This window comes from Devosia salina (assembly GCF_019504385.1).
Classification (GTDB): domain Bacteria; phylum Pseudomonadota; class Alphaproteobacteria; order Rhizobiales; family Devosiaceae; genus Devosia; species Devosia salina.
Map to the genome: position 1 here is coordinate 3816120 of NZ_CP080590.1, position 21636 is coordinate 3837755.

The following is a 21636-nucleotide window of genomic DNA, read 5'->3' on the forward strand; positions in this document are numbered from 1 at the left end:
AGCCCAAAGTGACGAATGCTGCACGATGGACGAATGTCGATTACCAACCTCACTACGCCAGCGTGCGCGTCATCTCACGGATCAGATCATTTGTCTCTGGTCTCGTCGTTTGGTGCCGATATCGAAGGGCCAAAACAGTTCTTGATATTTCAAGACCATCGATGGGTTTCGACACCAGGCCCATGTCCGAAGGAATAGCGGTGGCTGGCAGGATCACCGCACCTGACCCTTGCCGAGCAAGTTCAACTAACCAATCCACGCGATTTGACCGATAGGCCGCGTAGAGTTCGTGACCATGATCCGCGCAGGTCCCATGCAAAACATCCCGCATTTCGCAATTTAGGCGGTCAAGCATGTCAGTTTTAGCAAGAGTCGAAAGAGAGATCGCACTTAGTTCAGACAACGGATGCGACTTTGACACCACGACCTTGTAGTCCTCTTCATAGAGATGGTCTATACGATAGAGGTCTTCACTGACCTTCTCTGCGGTGACTACAACGTCAAATTCACCATCTCGTAACCCGGCAAGAAGCTCGGAGGTTGACGCAACGATCAATTCTATTTCGGCTTGCGGCAATCGCGTACGAGTACGCTCCATAGCTGCCGAAATCCGGTTGTGGCCAATCGTTTCTCCGACACCGACAGAGATTGGCACCCGCTCCAAGCGCATATGACGGACCGCCTCCGCCTTCGCCTGCCTCGTCTCATCATGAGCCTTCTGCAATCTTGGCTGCATGAGTTTTCCCAGCGTCGTCAGCCTGCATCCCGCACGGTCCCTGACAAACAGGTCACCTCCAAGCTCGTCTTCAAGTTTCTTGATCGCAGTCGTCAAGGAAGGCTGGGAGACATTGGAGGCACTGGCTGCGTGGGTGAAGTTTCGGTGCTCGCAGACAGCGAGAAAATACCTGATCTGGTTCATCTCCATCGCCGCATCCTCCGTTACATCTTCAGCCACACCATCAAACCAACTTCAATAGTCAATGTCTATCAAAGAATAGAATTTCGGAATTGGGCTTGGGCGCATTCGGCATGGGACAAAAGTGCATCGAAACCAAACCTGAAGCACTTCAAATCAGGAGACGACCATGAAAACGCAAATCCTTCAGACAGTCGCCGCACTGGCGCTGATCACAACTTCTGCAACTGCACAGGACAACCCAATGGTGAATCATACAGCCAGTTACATCGCCATGCCGGCCGCCGAAGGCCAGTCCGGAGCTTTCGCGGAGTTTCTGGCTGGTGCCGCAGCGATCGTGCGGGACACAGAGCCGGGCACCGTCCTTTGGTTTGCTCTGCAAGCCGATGACACGCTCGCAATCTTTGACATCTTCGCAGACGAAGAAGCACGCGACGCTCACTTCTCAGGAGCGGTTGCGGCGGCTTTGAACCAAAACGCCGACGCGCTGGTCGACGGCGGATGGGACGACGGTGTTGTCGCGAATATCAACAACTCCGATGTCCTGTCGGTCAAGGCGCCGGTTGATCTCTCCACGGCAACGACCGCAACTTACATCAAGCTCAAAGCTGCTCCAGGTAAAGGCCCCGAATTGGCAGCCTTGCTGACCGCCGCCGGCCCCATCGTCGCAGAAACTGAACCCAAGACATTGTTCTGGGCGGCGCTGCAGATTGACGAGACCAACTTCGCCATCTTCGACATCTTTGCCGACAACTCTGGCCGCGAAGCGCACTTTGCCGGACAAGTCGCCGGACTCCTGAATGAAAAGGCTTCAGAATTGATCTCAGGTGGATGGGACGACGGTGTGGTGGCAAACGTCCACAATTTCGAAATCCTCGCTACCAAGTAATCTTGAGGTGACTTGAGAAAGAAGTGCCCGGTGCAACCCATCGGGCGCTTTGCTGTTTGAATTTAGATTCACGCCAAAGCGGCCGTGCCGGAACTGGCAAGCGAAGCTCGCACTCGCCTCCGGCTTGGAAAGGGCGGCTATCGGCGGGAACATGTCCGCGCCTTCGCCCAACACGCCGAGATCGCGGACGACGCGATCTACATCAAGGTCAGCAAAAAAACACCCTATTGAGGACGCCGGTAGCGACCAAAGGAGGGAAGTCGGCTGGAATCGGCGTTCCCGGTTTTTACCAAAGTGGCGGACCGGGTGGGATTCGAACATACGCCGAAGTAATCGGCTTGCGCTTGGCTACGCCGTGAGCAATGTCGGCTTTCGGGACGCCGCAAGCGGCAGTCGAACGGCCAGAAAGGGGCGCATCAACGATGGTCCGGACATCCATCTTGGACAGGACGCGATCTTGTGACTGCTGACCGTCCGGTTCCAGTTATCGAACCGGACGCCGCGGTTGCCCGGCGTCCACTCGTGCGGCCTCACCGATGGTGGGGCCGCTGATCGTCAGACTTCGGTGTGCTCCGCCAGTTCCAATGCGTCCTCAACGTCGACGCCCAGATACCGGACAGTGTTTTCGATCTTGGTATGACCAAGAAGGATCTGCACGGTGCGAAGGTTGCCGGTTGCCTTATAGATGAGCGAGGCCTTGGTGCGCCTGAGCGAGTGCGTGCCGTACGCCTCCTTGCGCAGACCTATGGCAGTCACCCACTCGTCGACCAATCGAGCATATTGTCTGGTGCTTAGGTGGTCGTTCGGATCGGCTCGACTGGGAAAGACGAAATCCTCAACCGAGCCCCCTCGCCTTTCGAGCCACGCCAGCAAACTTGCTCTGGCGTCTGTTGTGATCTCGAACTGCACCGGTCGACCGGTCTTCTGCTGGATGACCATCGCCCGGGCGCGAATGTCATGACCAGTGACCAGCGTACCAATCTTGAGTTTGACAAGATCGCAGCCGCGCAGCTTGCTATCGATAGCCAGGTCGAATAGCGCTCGGTCGCGCATGCGACCCTCCCGATCCAGAAAGAACCTAATTGCCCAGATCTGGCGGACCTTGAGTGCGCGCTTGGCGCCAACTTGCCGACCGGCGTTCCACGCCGGCCGACCTCTGGCGGCGGGGTCGTATTGTGAAATACCCATTTTCATTCTCCTATGGCCAACGTCGGCCGATCTGAGAACGATTAAGGCGAACGGTTCGTCGGCCGGCGCCGTGCCGCCTCGGGAGGACTACCCAATTGCCACACAGTCTCCTCGGTAGCGCCTCCAGCGGGGCCGTCATCTGCCCTGTCCGCTATTATTCGAAGATTGTAGAAAACAGACTCCCGGCGCCATTGTCCCGCCGATGAGACGATGGCGGGGAACGGACAGAGAGGGCTCTCAGGTCAGTAGCGCCTTTACTTGCTTGCCATCGCAAAACATCCGGATGCGGTCCTGAACAAGCCGAAATGCGAACTCGTCGCCGGGAATGCCCTTGAACGATTTGGTCTTGATCTTTACACATTGACCATCCGCAAGCTGTCCCGTCACGATCTGGTAAGTGCCGAGATCCTGAACTTCGCTCAGCTTGGCCTTCAACGCATTGGGCGAGGCCTCCGGCAATATTTCCACAAATTCAGGCCTGATGCCGAGGAGCAGATTTCCGCCCTCGGGCACTTCAACCGTGCCGAATGCAACGACCTGCCCCGCAATGCTCAACTTCCCGTTGTAGAGGGAGACCGGCAGAAAATTCATGGAGGGCGAGCCGATGAAGTAACCCACATGGGCATGGGTCGGGTTCTCGAAAAGCTCCTGTGGTGTGCCCACCTGCGCAACGCGGCCATTGTCCATCACGATCACGTTCTCAGCCAGCGTCATGGCCTCGTTCTGGTCATGGGTGACATAGACCAATGTATGGCCGTGCCGCGCGCTGATGTCCTTGAGCTTGCGACGCAGATGAAACTTGAGCTGCGGATCGATTACCGTAAGCGGCTCGTCCATCAGGATGACGGCAACGTCATCGCGGACCAGACCTCGGCCCAGCGAAATCAGTTGCTTGGCGTCTGGCGTGAGTTTTCGGGCAGGACGGTGCAGGATCGTATCGAGATTGAGCAATTCGGCAATCTCGTTCACCCGTCGGTCGACCTCCCTGTTAGCCATGTTGCGGCACCGCAGCGGGAAGGCGAGGTTCTCGTAGACGCTTTTGGAGGCATAAACGACAGGGAACTGGAACACCTGGGCAATATTGCGTTGCGCCACCCTGGTGCCGGTGACGTCGCGGCCGTTTATGAGCACCCGGCCTTCGCTGGGCGTCAGCAGGCCCGACACGATGTTGAGCATCGTTGATTTGCCGCAGCCGGACGGCCCCAGAAGCGCATACGTGCCTCCGTCCTCCCAGACCAGATCAAGCGGATACAAGGCGTAGTTGGGCGTGCCGTCGCTACGATTGTAGGCGTGTCCCAGACGCTCAAGGGTAATACGGGCCATAGGATAGGTCCTTTCAGTCGCTGACTGGGGCAGCAACAAGATTGCGGGTATCGGCATCAAAGGCGAAGAGGCGCGCGTGCGGCAACGTTACCGACACACCGTCGCCAATGGCATGCAGGGCGACGCCCTCGCGTTCCAGCACCAGATTGCCGAATGGCATGTCGAGATGCAGGACGGTGGTAGAGCCGTTTATCTCCGCCAGGGCCACGCGGCCGGTTATGATTCCGCCCATCACCGCTTCGCTGGCGCGGATACCGAAGATGTACTTGCCATCGGACAGGTTTGCGAAATGCCCGGGCATTCTGAGCACCGTCTCGTCCCCGATCTTCACCTGTCCGGCTTCGATGCGCCCGCCGAATAGGTTCATCGGCGGATCGTTAAATATGGTGGCGGCCGTGGTGTTGGCCGGACGCCGGTAGACGTCGCGATAGTCGCCGACCTGCACCACCTCGCCCTCATGCAGGACCACGACCAGACCCTGCATGATCATCGCTTCGAGCGGTTCGGTGGTTGAATACACCACCAGACGGTTTTCGCTGGCGTGGAAAATCCGCCGGAATTCGTCGCGCAATTGCTCGCGCAGCTTGTAGTCGAGATTGACCAGAGGCTCATCAAGCAGCAGGAAATCGGTGTCTTTCACTAAGGAGCGTGCCAGAGCCACGCGTTGCTGTTGACCCCCGGACAGTTCCTCAGGGCGGCGGTCGAGCAAGGGGGCCAGTCCTAGAAGTTCGGTGACATAGCTGAGCTTTTCGGCGACTGCCGCAGGCTTCAATCCGCTGCGCTTGAGCGGGAAGACGATGTTGTCCCGAACCGAGAGATGCGGGTAGTTGACGAACTGCTGGTAGACCATGCCGACCCGCCGCCGCCAGGCTGGGATAGCCAGCAGATCCGCGCCGTCCTTGGTCAGCGACCCCGATTGTGGCGCTATCAGACCGGCCAGAACTTTGAGCAGGGTCGTCTTTCCCGCAAGCGTGCGTCCGATGACCGTGACGACGCCCGCGCTGGGCAAGCTCAGGGTGACACCATCGAGATGGATATCGCTGCCCTGCTTCACTGTCAGATTATCGAGAATGTAAGTCATGGCGCACTCTATTTGCGGCCGCCAATGCTGCCCTTGTCGAGATAGCGCTCGACAAGGAAGGCAATGACGATGAGGGGGGCAACCGAGATCAGCGCTGAGGCAGACAGGCTCCACCAGGGCGTGACGGACGAATTGAGGGAGACGATGGCCACCGGCAGCAATTGCGTCTGGGTGAAGGTCAGCGTGAAAGCGAAGAAGAAGTCGTTCCAGCCGAAGATGATGCAGAAGATGCCCGCGACGACGAGACCGGGAACAGAGTTCGGCAGAATGACGCGCCAGAAGGTCTCGAACGGCGTGCAGCCATCGATCATGGCGGTCTCGTCCAGCTCGCGCGGGATGGAATTGAAGAAATCGACCATCACCCAGACTGAAATGGGCAGCAGCAGCGCTACATAGACGATGACGAGGCCCGCAATGGTGTCGAGCAGTCCAAGCCAGCCCAGCATCAGGAAGAAAGGGATGGCCAGAACAACAGGCGGCATGATGCGCTGGGAGACGAAGAAGAAGGTCAGGTCGCTATTGCCGACAGGACCTGCCTTGTATGAAAAGCGCGACAATCCATAGGCTGCCAGAGTGCCGAGCACGAGGCTGACAAGACTGGCCGACAGCGTCACCACCATGGAGGAGACGAAGGGACCGGCAATATCGATGCTGCCACCGCCACTACCAAACAACCCCTGCCATGCAGCGAGCGAGGGCTCGTAGTCGACGAAAGGAATATAAGTCGGGCCGGCGGTGACGCCATTGGCGGTCTTGAACGACGTGGTCATCGCCCAGAGAAATGGGGCGACGACGAAGGCGCTCCAGAGCAGGATGGCAGCGGCCTTGAGAAGTGGATAGAGGCGTTCCATTTCAGGCCTCCGCCTTGATGAGCGTTTTGGTCAACAGCTTGGCGATGATCGTGAGCAGCACGATCATGATGACGAGGTAGGTAATCGACAGAGCCGCCGCGTAGCCGATCTGGAAGTCGCGCAGGCCACGGATGAAGATGTAATAGCTGGAGGTTTCCGTGGACGTTCCCGGCCCGCCCGAGGTGATGACGTAAACCGTCTCCATGATCTTGGACGCCTCGATCAGACGGATGATGATCGCGCCGACCGATATCGGCGCCATGGCGGGGAAGGTCACGTTCCAGAAGGCGCGGATGGGTCCGGCGCCATCGATTGCCGCCGCCAGCAGCGGCTCGCGCGGCAAGGAGAGCAGGCCCGCCAGCAACAGCAGGAACATGAAGGGCGTCCACTGCCAGACATCGACAAGGATGACGACGAAGGTCGCCCATTGCGCATTGGTGAGCCACGGGATCGGGGCAAAACCGAACAGCGTCACGAGGTCGTTGGCCGGCCCCAGGCTTTCGTGGAATACGGTGCGCCAGATGACCGCCATGACGACGGGAGTGGTCATCATGGGAATGAGGAACAGCACCCGCACCAGGCGACGGAACCTGATCTGACGCCAGACCAGCAGCGCCAGCCCGAAGCCCAGCACATATTCAATGATCACAGCCGATACCGCCATCACGCCCAGCCGGGACAGCGACTGCCAGAACCGTCCATCGGCGAGCAGGCGGCCATAGTTGAGGCCACCGATCCAGTCGAGGCCGGGGCGGACAGCGTCCCAGCCGGAAAAGCTCACGCGGATGGTGAAGATGAGGGGAAACAGGATGATCGCCAGCAGCACCAGAAGGCCGGGCAAAAGGAAGAAGAGTTTGTAGCGGGTCAGCCCATACATCGGCCTGGTCCTCCGGGGGGCGCGAGCGCCAGTGAGCGAAGTCCCGGGGGGTAAGACCCACCGGGACTGTGAGTGCTAGAGGTTGTCTTCGAGCGCCACGACGCCGGCATAGGCATCGCGAACCGTGTCCACCCCGATCCGATCGACGATCGCGGTCCATTCCACGGCTACGCCGTCGAGCGCTTCCTGCGGCGTCTGCTGGCCGGCCAGTGCGGCGGCAACGCCGGTTGCTAGGGACGTCATGAACTGGCTGACGCCGGGCACGCGCAGGTCGAAGACGCGGTTATTGCTGTCATCCATGCCGGACAGTGTTTCGACATAGCTCTTGGTCAGTGCCGCGTCCCAGCCCAGGCGATCCGTCCACAGAGACGGGTCGAAATGGGCATTGCGGTATGGATTGACGCCGAAGCGCCCGACCTGCAGGTCGGCCAGGGTATTGGCTTCATTGGAGAAGAAGCAGAGGAAGTCGAACGCCATGTCCTGGTTCTGCGAGCGGTTGGAAACCGCCGAAGTCCAGCCCCAGGTGACATAGGGAGCACGATTGGGCTCCTCGAAACTGTCCCAGCTGCCCGTATCGCGGTTCCAGACTTCCCTTGCGCCCGGCAGCGGCGCCGCGGCTACCTGATTGCGGATCGGGCTGTCTTCCTGCTGCGCCTGAACGAAGGCATCGTCCCAGGAATAGCTCATCAGAGCCTGACCACCGCCAAAGGCGAAGATTTCATCGCCAAGGCCCCAGTTCGCACCGCCCGGCGCCCAGTCCTTGGACGCTTCAACGAACAGTTCCAGCCCTTTGACAAAACCGGGATTGTTGATCTGCGGCGTCATGGTTTCGAGGTCGAAGAAGAAGCCACCCTTCACATTGGGGTTGCGCGCGTACGGGGCTGCACGACTGATGAAGGCGGAGAACATCAGGTCGTCACGCTTGGTGACTTCGGCCGAGCCGTAGTTCGGATTGCCGTCGGCATCCCAGTCCCATCCGGAGAAGACGCGAGCGATCTCGTTATAGTCTTCCCAAGTGGTGGGAACGGCGAGGTCCTTGCCGGTCTCCTGCTTGAAGCGGGCTATGGCCTCGGGATTGGAGAAGATGTCGGCGCGGTATTTCAGATAGTGCCGGTCACCATCCATCGGATACTGGACGATGGTGTCGCCCCAGGTGGCCACGTCGATATAGTTTCGGGTCACGTCCTTGAAACCAGCGGTCTCGCGATAGGCTTCAGGCACCGGCGCCAGATACTGGTTGAGATCGCCGATCCAGAGCGAGGGATAGAACAGCACGTCATAGGCATTCTGCCCGGTCTGGAACGGGATCAGGATGCGCTGGAACAGGTCGCCGAAGGGCACATGCACCACGCTGACCTTGGCCCCGGTGAGTTCCTCGAACTGGCGGGCGTGGATGTCGGTGGGTTCGCCGATGACCGGTACGGCATGGCTGATGATGTTGAGCTGGCGGCCCGAATAATCCTTGGCGTCGATGCTCTCATATGAGCAAGCGCCGGGCATATCTTCGTCAATGCCATAGGCGACCGAATAATCAGTCTGCGCCAGTGTGGCGGACGAGGCCACCATGGCAATGACACTGGCCAGGCTGGCCATTCTTGCGAGTTTCATTCTTCCTTCTCCCTAGATGCAGCTTTGCTGCGTTGCATTCTGATCGACCGGGCCTGCTACGGAATGAGCACGCCGCGGCCGTGAATTTTGCCGTGATGGAGGTCGAGCAGGGCCTGGTTGGCATCCTGCAGCCGATACTCGGCGGTCGAGAGGTGAACCTTGCCCTGGTCGGCCAGGGCCATCAGCTCGACAAGCTCTGGATAGGTTCCGACCAGATTGCCGATAATGCGCTTTTCCGAGGTGATCATGTCGATGGTCGGAATTTCGAGTTTTCCGCCATAGCCGACGATGTAGTAGGCGCCGTCATTGCGGGTCATGGCAAGACCCTCGGAGATGGCGCTGCCCTCGCCGACAAAGTCGATGACGGCTTCCGCGCCATGGCCGCCGGTCATGGCCAGCACCTGCTCCACTTGGTCGCCGGTGGCCCTCACGGTGAAGTCAGCGCCGCATTTCCCCGCTAGCTCGAGCGCATCGTCCGAGCGGTCGACCGCGATAATGCGGGCCGCACACATGGCCCGCAGCACCTGAACGCCGATATGACCGAGACCGCCGACACCGATCACCACGACATATTGGCCCGGAAGCAGATGCGTGGCGGCCTTCTTGCAGGCGCGATACGCGGTCAGACCAGCGTCGGTGTATGGCGCGACATCCTTGGGCGCCAGGGTTTTGGGCAGTTTGATCAGCGAGCGCTGGCCGGTCTTGAGCAGTTCGGCATAGCCGCCATTGACGTTGACGCCCGGAAAGGCGCTTTCCTCGGCATGCATGTCATTGCCACGACGGCAGGCTAGGCAATGTCCGCTGGTCACCAGTGGGTGGCAGATAACCGGATCGCCAACCTTGAAGCCGGTGACGGCGGGCCCGATTTCCTCGATCCAGCCGGCATTTTCGTGGCCCATGATATATGGCAACTGAACGTCGGAATTGTTCCGCCAGAGCCCTTCGATGATGTGCAGATCGGTGCGGCACACGCCGGCACCACCGATGCGAACGATGACGTCGTTTGGCCCTTCGATGCGCGGATCGGGCACGTCCTCATAGACAACGAACTGGCTCTTCTCGAGCTTCTCATCAAATTCATGAAGCACTGCTGCCTTCATGGGGACCTCCCTGGTGTTCACGAGCTGCGTAACTGCCCAAGTCAACGCAAGAGCCGTGCCAAGTTGCTGTCCCGGCAGGATTTGGTTTTTGCTACAAAGGCTTAACCATCTGCAGATGCCATCCGCGGCGATGGTGAGATTGCTCAATATTGTTGAGGGCAAGCGGCGACTGTTCAGTAAATGAACACTCGAACACGGCCATTTTCCTAGGTTTTACAAGGCATTGCCCGTGGTGTAGCCTTGCATCCGTTCACGCTGGCGAAGACCGGCGGACACATGCCGGAGGAACACATGCTCTCACGCACTGAGCGCCTCAAACGCGCGCGGATTACTTTGCAGCACGGAGGCGTAATCGATCCGCACCTGATTGCGCCGCATATCTCGGATAGCTGGAACCGTTGCCTCGAGCGGGGGCTCGACCCAATGGGCACGGCCCACAATGCCCAGCTGAGCGCTCGGGAACTGCGTCAGCAGCGGGATGAGGATGAACTCGTCCACCGTTTCGCCGCGTCGCAGATGCAGGCGCTTTATCAGCAGATTGCGGGCAGCAATTTCATGATTGCCTTCGGCAATGCCCGCGGAACGGTGCTGGAGACCGTTTCCGATGGCGAATTCCGCAGCAGCAAGCCGGGCAAAGCGATCCTGCCCGGTTCGGTGTGGCTTGAGGAACTGCGCGGCACCAACGCCATGGGGACCGCAGCCATGATCAGGCAGCCGCTGATCGTCCATGGCGAGGAGCATTTCTTCCATGCCCATTCTGACGTCAGTTGCTTTGCTGCCCCGGTATTCCATTCGGACGGTGAACTGGCAGGCGTGCTCGACGCCTCGTCCGATTGCCGCGCACGCAACACGCACACGCTGGTCCTCATGCAGATGGCCGCGACCCATATCGAGAACAGTCTATTCCTGCGCCAGCAGTCCGATCATCTTGTCCTGTTGTTCCATTCCCGGTTCGAGCTGCTCAATTCGGTCAGCGGGGGCCTGATCTCCTTCGACTCCGAAGGGCGACTGCGGGCCATCAATCAACGCGGACGCAGCATGTTGTCGGGGCTGTCCGTGCGGCCAGGAACGGCGTTCGAGGCGGTTTTCGACACCAGTTTCGCCAATGCGCTGGGGCATCTGGGCGATGGTATCGTGCCGACGCTGCGGGATTTGTTGGGCAGCCAATATGTAGTTCAGTTTTCAGGTCGCCCGGTCTCGGAGGGGCGCGTACGCGCAGCCAGCAGCACAATAGTCGCGTCTCCGGTCGTGTCAGTTGCCGGCTTCGTGGCCGAAGACCCCGCCCTTCAGACGGAGTTGGTGAAGGTGCAGCGGGCCGTGCGACGCAAGCCGCCCTTCCTGATCCTGGGCGAAAGTGGAACGGGAAAGGAAATCATAGCGCGTCACATTCATGCCGCCAGCGGGCGGAGCGGCGCTTTCGTGCCGGTAAACTGCGGTGCATTGCCCGAGCAACTGTTCGAGGCAGAGCTCTTCGGCTATGCCGCCGGCGCCTTTACCGGGGCCCGCAAGGACGGATCCATGGGGCTGGCCAGGGCGGCAGATGGCGGTACTCTTTTCCTGGACGAAATTGGCGACCTGCCTCTTCCAAATCAGGTTGCACTACTGCGCTTTCTTGATCAGTTCGAAGTCAGGGCCGTCGGAAGCGCCACGACGCACAAAGTCGACGTTCAGGTCGTTGGCGCAACCAATGTCGATCTTCTCTCGGCCATCGCCGAGAAGCGCTTCCGCTCGGACCTTTTCTACCGTCTCGGCGTCGTGCAGCTCAATCTGCCGCCACTGCGGGAGAGGCGCGACTTTGCGGCCCTCACCCGCTTTATGCTTGGCGAGCTAGACGCGGCACTGGACATCACCGACCGCGCCGTCGAATCCCTCGCGCAACATGAATGGCCTGGCAACCTGCGCGAGCTCCGGTCTGCCCTGTTTCAACTGAGCCTGCTGGTGACGGAAGAGCCGATCGACATCGTTCATATGGATCAGCTTTTCGGCAGCCAAAACGCGTCGGCCCTTATCGAGTCCGCCGGGCTTAAGGGCCTCATCATCCGGCAGATCAATGAGTTGCTGCGGACCAACGGCAACAATGTCAGCGAGACAGCCAAGGCGCTCGGCATCTCGCGAAACACGGTCTACAAATACATGCGACACTGAGATTTCGGCTAGGCGGGGGCGATGGTGGCTTACGCTCGGGAATGGGTGCCTCAGCTCACCTCCAAATGCACCGAGAATTGCTCTGACGTCACAAGGGGCGGTCTTGCGGAATGCTCGTAGCGTCTGAAACTTACTCGACACGTGCCGAATTTTCGTGCGTCGGCACGGCGAAAGTCAGAAGAAGCGCAGCTGATGTGACTCCAGCCGCTCCATTTACGACGTCCTCGTCGCGAAGCGAACGGCAGCTTTCGGGTGCACCAATTTATAGCGTGAACGACCGGAATGGGGCGCGAACCCGTCAGGGCTGCAAATGTAGAAATCAGCATGCAAAACGTTTTGCGAAAGGCTTTGCAAAACGTTTTGCACGTGTTAGATGTTGATGATGGTCAAGATACAAGAAGTCGCGAAACTTGCAGGCGTGTCTCTCACGACGGTGTCGCACGTCATCAATCACCGCGACAGGGTTTCGCCTGCACTTCGTGCCAAGGTCGAGGAGGCGATCGACAAGCTGGGTTATGTGCCCAATCGCCAGGCTCAGTCGCTGCGCACCGGGCGGACCAATGTCATTGCCATCATGATCCCCGATATTTGCGCGCCCTACTATACCGAGATGGTCCGCGCAATGCAGACGGCGCTGGTCGATGACGGTGTCGATACGCTGATCTACAATACCGATGTGCCCGGCGGGCATTCCGAAGATCACGGGCATACCTATCTCAAGCAGATCAAGACCAAAGGGGTGGACGGGCTGATCGTCGCCGACGCCGCCTTGCACCGCATCCAGCACGAACTGGCCGAGGTCAAAATACCCACCGTCTTCGTCGGCAACCTGCCGAGCCGGTCCGTGGACAGCATCGAGCAGGACGGGTTCGCCAGCGCCTATCGGATGGGCGAGTACCTGGTCTCCAAGGGCCACAAACGCATCGCCCATGTCACCGGGCCATCGTTCTTTAATATGTCCATGCTGCGCCAGGCCGGCTTCGAGCGCGCGCTGAAGGATGGAGGCGTCGCGATGGAGGATGACCTGCGCTACGAAGGGTCCTTCCTGCCCCCATCCGGCTACGAGGCAGTCGATTGGCTAGTCGAGCGGCATGGCGATGACCTGCCCAGCGCCATCTTCTTTGCCAGCTCGCGCATGGCGAGGGCGGCCCTGGCGGGGTTTGCAGATCGCGGCATATCGGTGCCGGGCGACATCGCGGTCGCCTCCTACGACATCTACGAAGAACTGGCCGACCTGCGCCCCCGCCTCACCACGATCGGGGTGAGCCCCAGTGATCTAGGCAGTGGCGCGATCGAACTGCTCAACGAGCGCATTGCTGGTTATGACGGCACACCCAGACAGGTCGTGCTCCCTGCTACGCTGGAAATTCACGAAACGGCATGAGGCATCTGCCCGGAGGAGGGACAAGCACCCACAACCAAGCCTGAAGAACCAATAAAACGTCAGCACACATTTTGGGAGGAGAGACCCATGCGGTCCATAACCCGGCGCTACGGCGCTCTGGGCGTGCTGCTTGTCGCTGCCATGACAAGCACCGCTTCTACGACTCTCGCGCAGGAGGTTGCGCGTGAAGATCAGCTGATCTTCGAGAACATCTCCGAACGCGTCACCACGCCTGAAAACTACAACCCATTCCTGCCCAGCACGTTGCAGCATGCTGGACTTCAGCAGGTGGGCTTCGAGTCACTCTTCTACTACAATTACGAGACCGGCGAAATGGTCCCGTGGCTGGCCACCGGTTATGCGTTCAACGAGGCTTTCGACGAGGTGACGATCAACCTCCAGCCCGAAGCCAAGTGGAGCGACGGCACGCCCTTCACTGCCGACGACGTGGTCTATACCATGAACATGCTCAAGGAGCACGCTCCGGCTTTGGGCGGCTATTCGGTCAACGCCAAGACCTGGGTCGAAGACATCGTCGCCGTCGATCCGCATACGGTCAGGCTCACTTTGACCTCGCCCAATCCGCGATACATGCTTGATGCCTTCGGCGTCCGAATCTACGGCACGACCATGATCCTGCCCAAGCATATCTGGGAGACCCAGGATCCGCAGACCTTCACCAATTATGATCTCGCCAAGGGCTGGCCGGTTTCGACCTCGCCCTACCAGTTGATCTCGTCGACCACGACCGAAACGGTTTGGCAGCGCCGGGATGACTGGTGGGGCGCAGCCAGCGGCTTCCACGCCTTGCCCGAACCGGTTCAGGTGCTGTTCAAGACGGCCGGCAGCGAGGAACGCCGTGCGGCCATGGCGGCCAACAATGAACTGGATTCGGTGTGGGTCCTGGGTCGCGACAACTTCGAGCAGGTGGTCGCCAACAATGGCGATGTCTTCTCGTGGTTCCCCGAGACGCCCTACGCCTATCTCGATCCTTGCCCTCGCTACATGGCGTTCAACACCACGCAGGCGCCATTTGACGACCCGCAGTTGCGCTGGGCCATTTCGCAGGCCCTCAATCGCGATGCGATCGTCGACATCGCCTGGGAGAACCTGACGGTCCCAGCCAAGTGGATGACCCCGGACTATCCGCCTTTCGCGTCCTACATGGAAAATGCGACGGACCTGTTCAGTGAATACGACACGCTGGCCTATGACGTCGACAAGTCAGCGGCCACAATGGAAGCGGCCGGCTACACCAAAAATGGCGACTTCTGGCAGGACAAGGATGGCAATCCGATTGCCATCGACCTGGTGATCCGCCAGGGCGAGGCCGACCAGACCCGCATGGCTCCGGTGGTGACGACGCTGCTTCAGCGTGCCGGCTTCGATGCCAACTTCGTACTGTCCGACATCGCCGCCTTCTCCGATGCCCTCAATACCGGCCGCGCCGACGCCTGGCTCGACGTGTCCTGTGGCGGCATCTCCGATCCCTACGGCACGCTCGAGCTCTACCACAGCCGCCATGCCGCCCCGATGGGCGAAGTGGCGACCGGTGCCCGCACGCGCTGGTCCAACGACGCCTACGACGCCATCGTCGAAGAAATGGCTGTCACGGCTGCGGACGATCCGCGCATGCAGGAGTTGTTCCACGAGGCCCTGGCGATCTGGCTGCCGGAGATGCCGGCCATCCCGCTGGTCCAGGCCGCCTTGCTGACCAGCTTTAACGGTCACTACTGGGACAACTTCCCCACCTCGGAGAACAACTATGTCCATCCCGGCTTCTGGTGGGCGACGAACCTCCTGATCGTGGCTGAAGTGCAAAAGAAGCAGCCATAACCATCACACTGCCGCCGGTGCCGATGCACCGGCGGCTCCCACCCGAACCTTGTGGAGTTGGGCCATGACCTGGGGCTATGTGTTCCGGCGGCTGGCGATGTTTTTCGCCGTCGTGCTGGCGGCGACAACCGTCAATTTCATCGTGCCGCGCCTGGCGCCGGGCGATCCCACGGCCGCCGTTCTCGAGCAGTTGCTGTCCCGTGGGCAGCAGGTCGAGGGCGCTCAGGACATCGTGGCCAATTATCGCGCGCGCTTCGGTCTCGATGACCCAATGCTGGTGCAATACGGCCGTTACCTGTTCAACTCGCTGCGGCTCGACCTCGGCAGTTCGATCTCCTATTTCCCGCAGAGCGTCACCAGTGCCATTCTGGCGGCACTGCCGTGGACCATCGCCTTGCTGTCGGTATCGACCGTCATCGCCTTCGGGCTCGGCAGCCTCATCGGCGCGCTCCTCGCCTGGCCGGGCTCTCCGCGCGCCGTGCACCGCCTGGCTCCATTCCTCATGGTGCTGTCGGCAATCCCCTATTACCTGCTGGCGCTGATCGTCCTTTATCTTCTAGCCATCTGGACGGGCTGGTTTCCGCTGGGCGGGGCCTATTCCGTTTTTCCAAACGGCTTTTCCCTACCGGTGCTTTGGGATCTCGCCTACCACGCCTTCCTGCCAGCGCTGTCGATCGTGCTGGCCGGGCTGGGCTTCTGGGCGCTGGGGATGCGCGGCGCCATGATCAATGTGCTGGGCGAGGATTACCTGGCGCTGGCCGAGGCGAAAGGCCTGAAGAAGCGCCGCATCTTCTTCAAGTATGCCATGCGCAATGCACTGCTGCCGCAGGTCACGGCCCTCGCCATCGCTCTTGGCACAGCTGCATCGGGCTCGGTGCTGGTCGAGGTGGCATTCAACTATCCCGGCATCGGCTACCTGCTCTACAACGCCCTGCGCAGCTCGGACTATTTCCTCATCCAGGGCGTCGCCTTCTTCCTGGTCATTACGGTCGCCTTCGCGGTGCTGGTCCTCGACCTGCTCTATCCACTGCTCGACCCGCGTATCCAAAGGCTATGAACATGCAGTCTATCCTGCGAAATACACGGGCCGCGCTGGCCTATCTCGGCACCAATTCGAAGATGGTGGCAGGCATGGCCATCCTGGCGGTGCTGCTGCTCATCGGCATCATCGGACCCCTCTTCGTCGATATCCGGCTGGCGGAGCCGATCTCAGTCCGTACCAACCAGCCGCCTTCCGCAGAGCACTGGCTGGGCACGGATAGCGGCGGCCGCGACCTGCTGGCCGTTGTCATCGCCGGCACGCCACAGACTTTGCGCATGGGCGTGCTGGCGGGCGTCATCGGCACCACCATCGGCGTCATGCTCGGCCTATTCTCGGGCTATTTCGGGGGCTGGTGGGACCGGATCATCGGCGCCGTAACCGACACCATGCTGACCATCCCCCCGCTTGCGATTCTCCTCGTCGTTGCGTCCTCAGTGCGGGCGGTGAACGTTGAGATGATGGCGCTCATCATCGCCGCGCTGTCATGGATGCATGCCACGCGCGTCATTCGGGCACAGGTTCTCGCCTTGCGGGAATTGGGTTATGTGCAGATGGCGCGCCTATCGGGGCTGGGCAGCTTCTCCATCATCTTCCGCGAAATCTTTCCCAACGTCATCCCAATCGCCTTCGCGTCGCTGGTCGGCGCCACATCCGGCGCCATCCTTTCGGGCATGGGGCTCGAAGTCCTGGGACTCGGGCCGCAGAACACCCCCACTCTGGGCATGACCGTCTACTGGGCGCTGCTCTATGCCGCCTTCAGCCGCGGCATGTGGTGGTGGTGGAGCCCCCCGGTCATCATCCTGGCCCTGCTTTTCATCGCGCTCTTCCTGATCGCCAGCGCCCTCGACGATTTCGCCAATCCGCGCCTGAGGAGCCAGTCATGAGTGACACGGTTCTCAAGGTCTCTGACCTCACGGTGCAATATCCGACGGCAAGCGGCTCGTTCCATGCCACCCGCAATGTCAGCTTCTCACTACAACGAGGCGAACGCTTCGGCCTTGTCGGGGAGTCCGGCTCGGGCAAGTCGACCACCATCCTGGCGCTGATGCGAATGCTCAAGGGCGGTCTGGTCAGCAGCGGCAGCCTCGAACTCAACGGTCGCGAGCTGACGCGTCTCGATGACGAGGCTTTTCGCAAGCTGCGCTTCGCAGAGATGTCCCTGGTCCCGCAAGGCGCTATGAACTCGCTCAATCCGGTCCTGCGAATAGGCGCACAGATCGGGGACATTTACGACGATCATGGCGTCCGTCACGGCGGCGCGGACCGCGAGCGGATCATCGGCGACCTGCTGACCCGGGTGGGTCTCAGTCCTGAGGTGCAGCGCCGCTATCCCCACGAACTGTCGGGCGGCATGAAGCAGCGCGTCTGCATCGCCATGTCCATCGCCCTGACGCCGAGCCTGATCCTGGCCGACGAGCCCACCAGTGCCCTAGACGTGATGGTGCAAAAGCAGGTGCTCGCGACGCTTGGCCGGGTGCAACGCGATATCGGGGCCGCCATCATCCTCATCGGTCACGACATGGCGCTGATGGCGCATTTTGTGACGACACTGGGCGTCATGTATCGCGGCGAGCTGATCGAGGTCGGCCCGGTGCGCGACGTCTTCTCCAACCCGCAACACGAATATACGCGCATGTTGATCAATTCGCTCCCGTCCTTCGACCGCCAGGCGCGGTTCATCAAGGCCGCCCATCAGGAGGCATTGCCATGAGCAAGCTTCTTGAGGTTACGGATGCCGACGTGGTTTATCAGCTCGGCCTCAACAAGACCAAGACGGCCCTGCGCGACGTGTCGCTGGCCGTCGGCGGCGAGCGCCCGTCGATCACCGCAGTGGTCGGCGAAAGCGGCAGCGGCAAGTCCACGCTGATCCGGCTGCTGCTGGGACTGCAGCCCCCATCGCGCGGCAGCGTGCGCTATGATGGCGCCGAAGTGGCCCGGCTCGGCAGTGCCGGCCAGCGCACCTTTCGCCGCGAAGTGCAGGCCATCTTCCAGGATCCGTTCTCGGTCTATAATCCCTTCTACCGGGTCGACCACGCCCTGATGACGCCCCTGCGGGCCTTCGGGCTCATCAAGTCGCGCGAGGAAGGCTATGGCCGGATCGAGACAACCCTGCAGCGGGTCGGGCTCAAGCCGTCGGAAACCCTTGGCAAGTATCCCCACCAGCTATCGGGCGGCCAGCGCCAACGCGTGATGATTGCCCGCGCATTGCTGCTCGACCCGCAGATCATCCTGGCGGACGAACCGGTTTCGATGGTCGATGCTTCGCTGCGGTCCACAATTCTTGAAATCCTCTTCAGCCTCAATCGCGACCTCGGCATTTCACTGATCTACGTGACCCACGACCTGGCGACCGCCTATCAGGTGGCCGATACGATTGTGGTGCTGCATGGCGGGCATATCCTCGAAGTGGGCGATCCCGACGCAGTCATCCACAATCCGCAGCACCCCTATACGCAGGCGCTGATCGACGCTGTGCCGTCGCCGGATCCGGATCGGGACTGGAACCTGGAAGCCGAACCGCCTTCGCCGTCCGCGTTCCTGCCCACCGGACCGGTCGGGCTCTACCACACCGAACCGCTGCGTGCGGTCGCGCTGCCGCTTCGTCCGGGTGAGACACCCACGACGGCCGCGGCCGTGCAGATGGCTGTTATGGCCGCGCGCCCACCTTTTCAACTCCATCCAAAGCAATAAGCGCGCAAGCGCAGAGAGGATTATTATGACTGGTTTCAACGGCCTTGGCATGCATCTGGGCAATCTGTCCCGGCTGTCGAATGCAAAGACCCGGTCGATCTGTGCCGAGAATTTCAATGGCGAAAAGGGCGGCGCCTGCATGGCGACCGAGGGGACCGGAGCCAACGCGGCGCGCGACCTCGGCAAGGGCTGGAAAATCTCGCCCTCGATCCGCATCGAGCCCGGCGAGACCCGCACCATTGCCGACATCGAAGGCCCGGGGGCGATCCAGCATATCTGGATGACACCCACGGGAAACTGGCGGTTCACCATCCTGCGCATCTACTGGGATGGCAGCGACATTCCGTCCGTCGAATGCCCCGTCGGCGACTTCTTCGGCTCGGGCTGGGGCGAGTTTGCCCAGATGTCGGCCCTGCCGATCTGCGTCAATCCGGGCAGCGCCTTCAATTCCTACTGGGAGATGCCGTTCCGCAAGCGGGCGCGCATCACCATGACCAATATCGCCGAAGAGCAGATGACGCTCTACTACCAGATCAACTACACGCTGACCGAGATTCCCGACGACTGCGCCTATTTCCACGCCCACTTTCGCCGGACCAACCCCATTCCCTACAAGACGGACTACACCGTCATCGACGGCATCAAGGGCAAGGGCCATTTTGTCGGGCTGTATATGGCCTGGGGCCAGAACAACAATGGCTGGTGGGGCGAGGGCGAGGTCAAGTTCTTCATGGACGGCGACAGCGAGTATCCTACCATCGCCTCGACCGGCCTCGAGGACTACTTCTGCGGCTCCTACAATTTCGACCCCACGCCCAAACATGACAAGGAATACGTCACCTACACGACCCCATATGCCGGCTTTCACCAGGTGGTTCGCCCGGCATCGGACTACAAGACGCAATTCCGTATGGGCATGTATCGCTTCCACGTCATGGACCCCATCCGCTTCGACAGCGACCTCAAAGTCACGGTGCAAGCACTTGGCTGGGGCTATAATGGCCGCTGGCTGCCCATGCAGGACGACGTTGCCTCTGTCGCCTATTGGTACCAGACCCTGCCCGCGCCGACGCTGCAGCCCTTACCAGACCGTGAGTTCCTCCTCATCGTCTGACCGCGCCCTCCGCAACGTCGGCAAATCGGCGCTACGGGGCTGCCCTCCCGACAGTCCCGACCTCGGAGCCCGCCACACCGGCGGCTCCTTTCGTTTCCTGCCCGGAGACCAACATCGTGGAGCCGTATCGTCCAAGACTGCATTTCTCGCCTTTGCATGGCTGGATGAATGACCCCAATGGGCTCATCAAGGTCGATGGCGCCTATCATCTGTTTTTCCAGCATGATCCGGACAGCATTACCCACGGCCCCATGCATTGGGGCCATGCCCGCAGCACCGACCTGGTCAGCTGGGAAGAGCTGCCTGTGGCGCTCTATCCGACCGAGTTGGGAACCTGTTTTTCCGGCAGTGCTGTCGAGACAGCAGACGGCGAGCTCAAGCTGATTTACACCGCCCATCGCCGCATCGATGACGAGGACTATCAGGTCCAGTGCCTTGTCCACGCCAACCGGTCCCTCTCCACCTACCGTCACGACGAGAAAAACCCGGTGCTCGACAATCCCGGGCTGCCCTGCTTCCGCGATCCCAAGGTGATCTGGCACGCGCCCAGCCAGCGCTGGATCATGGTTGTTACGCACGGCCAGTCTATTGGCTTCTATTCATCGCCCGACCTGTCGGAGTGGACGCATGAAAGCGATTTCGGCGTTGGCCACGGCCGCCACAGTGATGGCCCTTGGGAATGCCCGGACCTGTTCCCCATGACCGGACCGGACGGCGCCGAACACTGGATCCTGCTGGTCGGCGTCGGGTCTGGCGGCTTCGCCGCTGGATCGGGCACGCAATACTTTGTCGGCCAGTTTAACGGCAGGGCTTTCATCAACGGCAACCGGCCGGGCACCACGCTCTGGCTGGACTACGGCAGGGACTTCTACGCCGCCCAGACTTTCTTCGATCGGGAGGGCGCTGATCCAATCGTTCTCGGCTGGGCAAGCAACTGGCAATATGCCCGCAGCACCCCGACAGAGGCCTTCCGGGGCGTCATGTCGTTGCCGCGAACCTTATCGCTGGTCGAGGCACGCCAAGGCCTGCGGCTTACTCAGTCGCTTCCGGCTGCGGTTTCCGCCGCGCTAAACGCCTCGACCGAGCCCGGTGTCTATCGACAAAAAATGGAACTGCCCCTCGCTATCGGTCAGTCGATGGACATCGCGCTTTTCGCGGAGCATGAGCCCCAATTCAGGATTACCCGCACGGCCACTGACGAGGCAACCATCCTTGTGATCCGCAGCCAGACGCCGGCCATGCCAGCCTTCGGCCACAATTACGGCGTGCCAGCCTCATTTCCCAAGGCAGGCCCGCTGCTGTTGGACATTCATGTCGATCGCGGCGTCGTCGAACTGGCCACTGGTGATGGTCTAATCTGGATCACGCAGCTGTTTTACCCCCACCGTCCGGAGAGCGTGACTTGATGGGATTGAGCTAAATCGCATGAATCATATGGCCCTTCTGGACCGGATGAGGCTTCAGCGGGTTCAGGTGCGATGTCCGCTTTCGGCAATCAGTCAACTGCGTCAGACGGCAGATTTGGGGCGCATTTCAGCAGCGGCCTAGCCAGCGAAGTTGGGCCGCTGCCTGACGACTGTCCTCCGACTCC

The 21636-nt window shown here is 60.6% G+C and carries 18 protein-coding genes; 10 read left to right on the forward strand and 8 right to left on the reverse strand.

Annotated elements, in window-relative coordinates; genetic code table 11:
• Positions 1-52 precede the first annotated feature (52 nt).
• A complete protein-coding gene (locus K1X15_RS18705) occupies positions 53-925 on the reverse strand; it encodes a LysR family transcriptional regulator (protein ID WP_157289823.1) in 873 nt (290 codons plus the stop codon).
• Positions 926-1085: 160 nt separating this feature from the next.
• On the opposite strand from K1X15_RS18705, the gene K1X15_RS18710 reads away from it, so the two are divergent.
• The gene (locus tag K1X15_RS18710) at positions 1086-1805 is read left to right on the forward strand and encodes a hypothetical protein (protein ID WP_240549564.1); all 720 of its coding nucleotides are present in this window, start codon (positions 1086-1088) and stop codon (positions 1803-1805) included.
• 555 nt (positions 1806-2360) lie between these two features.
• On the opposite strand, the gene K1X15_RS18715 is transcribed toward K1X15_RS18710, so the two are convergent.
• The 7 genes from K1X15_RS18715 to K1X15_RS18745 all read right to left on the reverse strand — a co-directional run bounded on the left by K1X15_RS18715 (position 2361) and on the right by K1X15_RS18745 (position 9833).
• Entirely contained in the window at positions 2361-2993 is a 633-nt protein-coding gene (locus K1X15_RS18715) for a tyrosine-type recombinase/integrase (protein WP_220305061.1), read from the reverse strand.
• 237 nt (positions 2994-3230) lie between these two features.
• Positions 3231-4316 (reverse strand): ABC transporter ATP-binding protein, encoded by a 1086-nt coding sequence (locus K1X15_RS18720; protein WP_220307617.1) that lies wholly within the window; start codon positions 4314-4316, stop codon positions 3231-3233.
• 13 nt (positions 4317-4329) lie between these two features.
• Positions 4330-5397, reverse strand: a complete 1068-nt coding sequence (locus K1X15_RS18725; protein ID WP_220305062.1) for an ABC transporter ATP-binding protein — start codon at positions 5395-5397, stop codon at positions 4330-4332.
• Between the two features lie 8 nt (positions 5398-5405).
• Positions 5406-6248, reverse strand: a complete 843-nt coding sequence (locus K1X15_RS18730; protein ID WP_220305063.1) for a carbohydrate ABC transporter permease — start codon at positions 6246-6248, stop codon at positions 5406-5408.
• 1 nt (position 6249) lies between these two features.
• Positions 6250-7125, reverse strand: coding sequence for a carbohydrate ABC transporter permease (locus K1X15_RS18735; RefSeq protein WP_220305064.1), 876 nt, complete (start codon positions 7123-7125; stop codon positions 6250-6252).
• Positions 7126-7200: 75 nt separating this feature from the next.
• Complete coding sequence (locus tag K1X15_RS18740; RefSeq protein WP_220305065.1) at positions 7201-8733, reverse strand: extracellular solute-binding protein; 1533 nt, start codon at positions 8731-8733, stop codon at positions 7201-7203.
• Between the two features lie 56 nt (positions 8734-8789).
• Complete coding sequence (locus K1X15_RS18745) at positions 8790-9833, reverse strand: NAD(P)-dependent alcohol dehydrogenase (RefSeq protein WP_220305066.1); 1044 nt, start codon at positions 9831-9833, stop codon at positions 8790-8792.
• 291 nt (positions 9834-10124) lie between these two features.
• Here K1X15_RS18745 and K1X15_RS18750 point away from each other — a divergent pair, with 291 nt between their 5' ends.
• From K1X15_RS18750 to K1X15_RS18790, 9 genes are all read left to right on the forward strand, one after another.
• Complete coding sequence (locus K1X15_RS18750) at positions 10125-11978, forward strand: sigma-54-dependent Fis family transcriptional regulator (RefSeq protein ID WP_220305067.1); 1854 nt, start codon at positions 10125-10127, stop codon at positions 11976-11978.
• Between the two features lie 382 nt (positions 11979-12360).
• The gene (locus tag K1X15_RS18755; RefSeq protein WP_104894915.1) at positions 12361-13362 is read left to right on the forward strand and encodes a LacI family DNA-binding transcriptional regulator; all 1002 of its coding nucleotides are present in this window, start codon (positions 12361-12363) and stop codon (positions 13360-13362) included.
• A gap of 87 nt (positions 13363-13449) precedes the next feature.
• Positions 13450-15198, forward strand: coding sequence for an ABC transporter substrate-binding protein (locus K1X15_RS18760; protein WP_220305068.1), 1749 nt, complete (start codon positions 13450-13452; stop codon positions 15196-15198).
• A 64-nt stretch (positions 15199-15262) separates the two neighbouring features.
• Entirely contained in the window at positions 15263-16255 is a 993-nt protein-coding gene (locus K1X15_RS18765; protein ID WP_104893347.1) for an ABC transporter permease, read from the forward strand.
• Positions 16256-16257: 2 nt separating this feature from the next.
• A complete protein-coding gene (locus K1X15_RS18770; protein ID WP_220305069.1) occupies positions 16258-17124 on the forward strand; it encodes an ABC transporter permease in 867 nt (288 codons plus the stop codon).
• Complete coding sequence (locus K1X15_RS18775) at positions 17121-17951, forward strand: ABC transporter ATP-binding protein (protein WP_220305070.1); 831 nt, start codon at positions 17121-17123, stop codon at positions 17949-17951. Before K1X15_RS18770 ends, K1X15_RS18775 begins: the two co-directional genes overlap by 4 nt.
• Positions 17948-18931: an ABC transporter ATP-binding protein gene (locus tag K1X15_RS18780; protein WP_220305071.1), complete on the forward strand. Its 984-nt coding sequence runs from the start codon at positions 17948-17950 to the stop codon at positions 18929-18931. Before K1X15_RS18775 ends, K1X15_RS18780 begins: the two co-directional genes overlap by 4 nt.
• 25 nt (positions 18932-18956) lie before the next feature.
• Positions 18957-20045, forward strand: a complete 1089-nt coding sequence (locus K1X15_RS18785) for a glycoside hydrolase family 172 protein (RefSeq protein ID WP_240549567.1) — start codon at positions 18957-18959, stop codon at positions 20043-20045.
• A 116-nt stretch (positions 20046-20161) separates the two neighbouring features.
• Positions 20162-21451 (forward strand): glycoside hydrolase family 32 protein, encoded by a 1290-nt coding sequence (locus K1X15_RS18790; protein WP_220305072.1) that lies wholly within the window; start codon positions 20162-20164, stop codon positions 21449-21451.
• Positions 21452-21636: the final 185 nt, after the last annotated feature.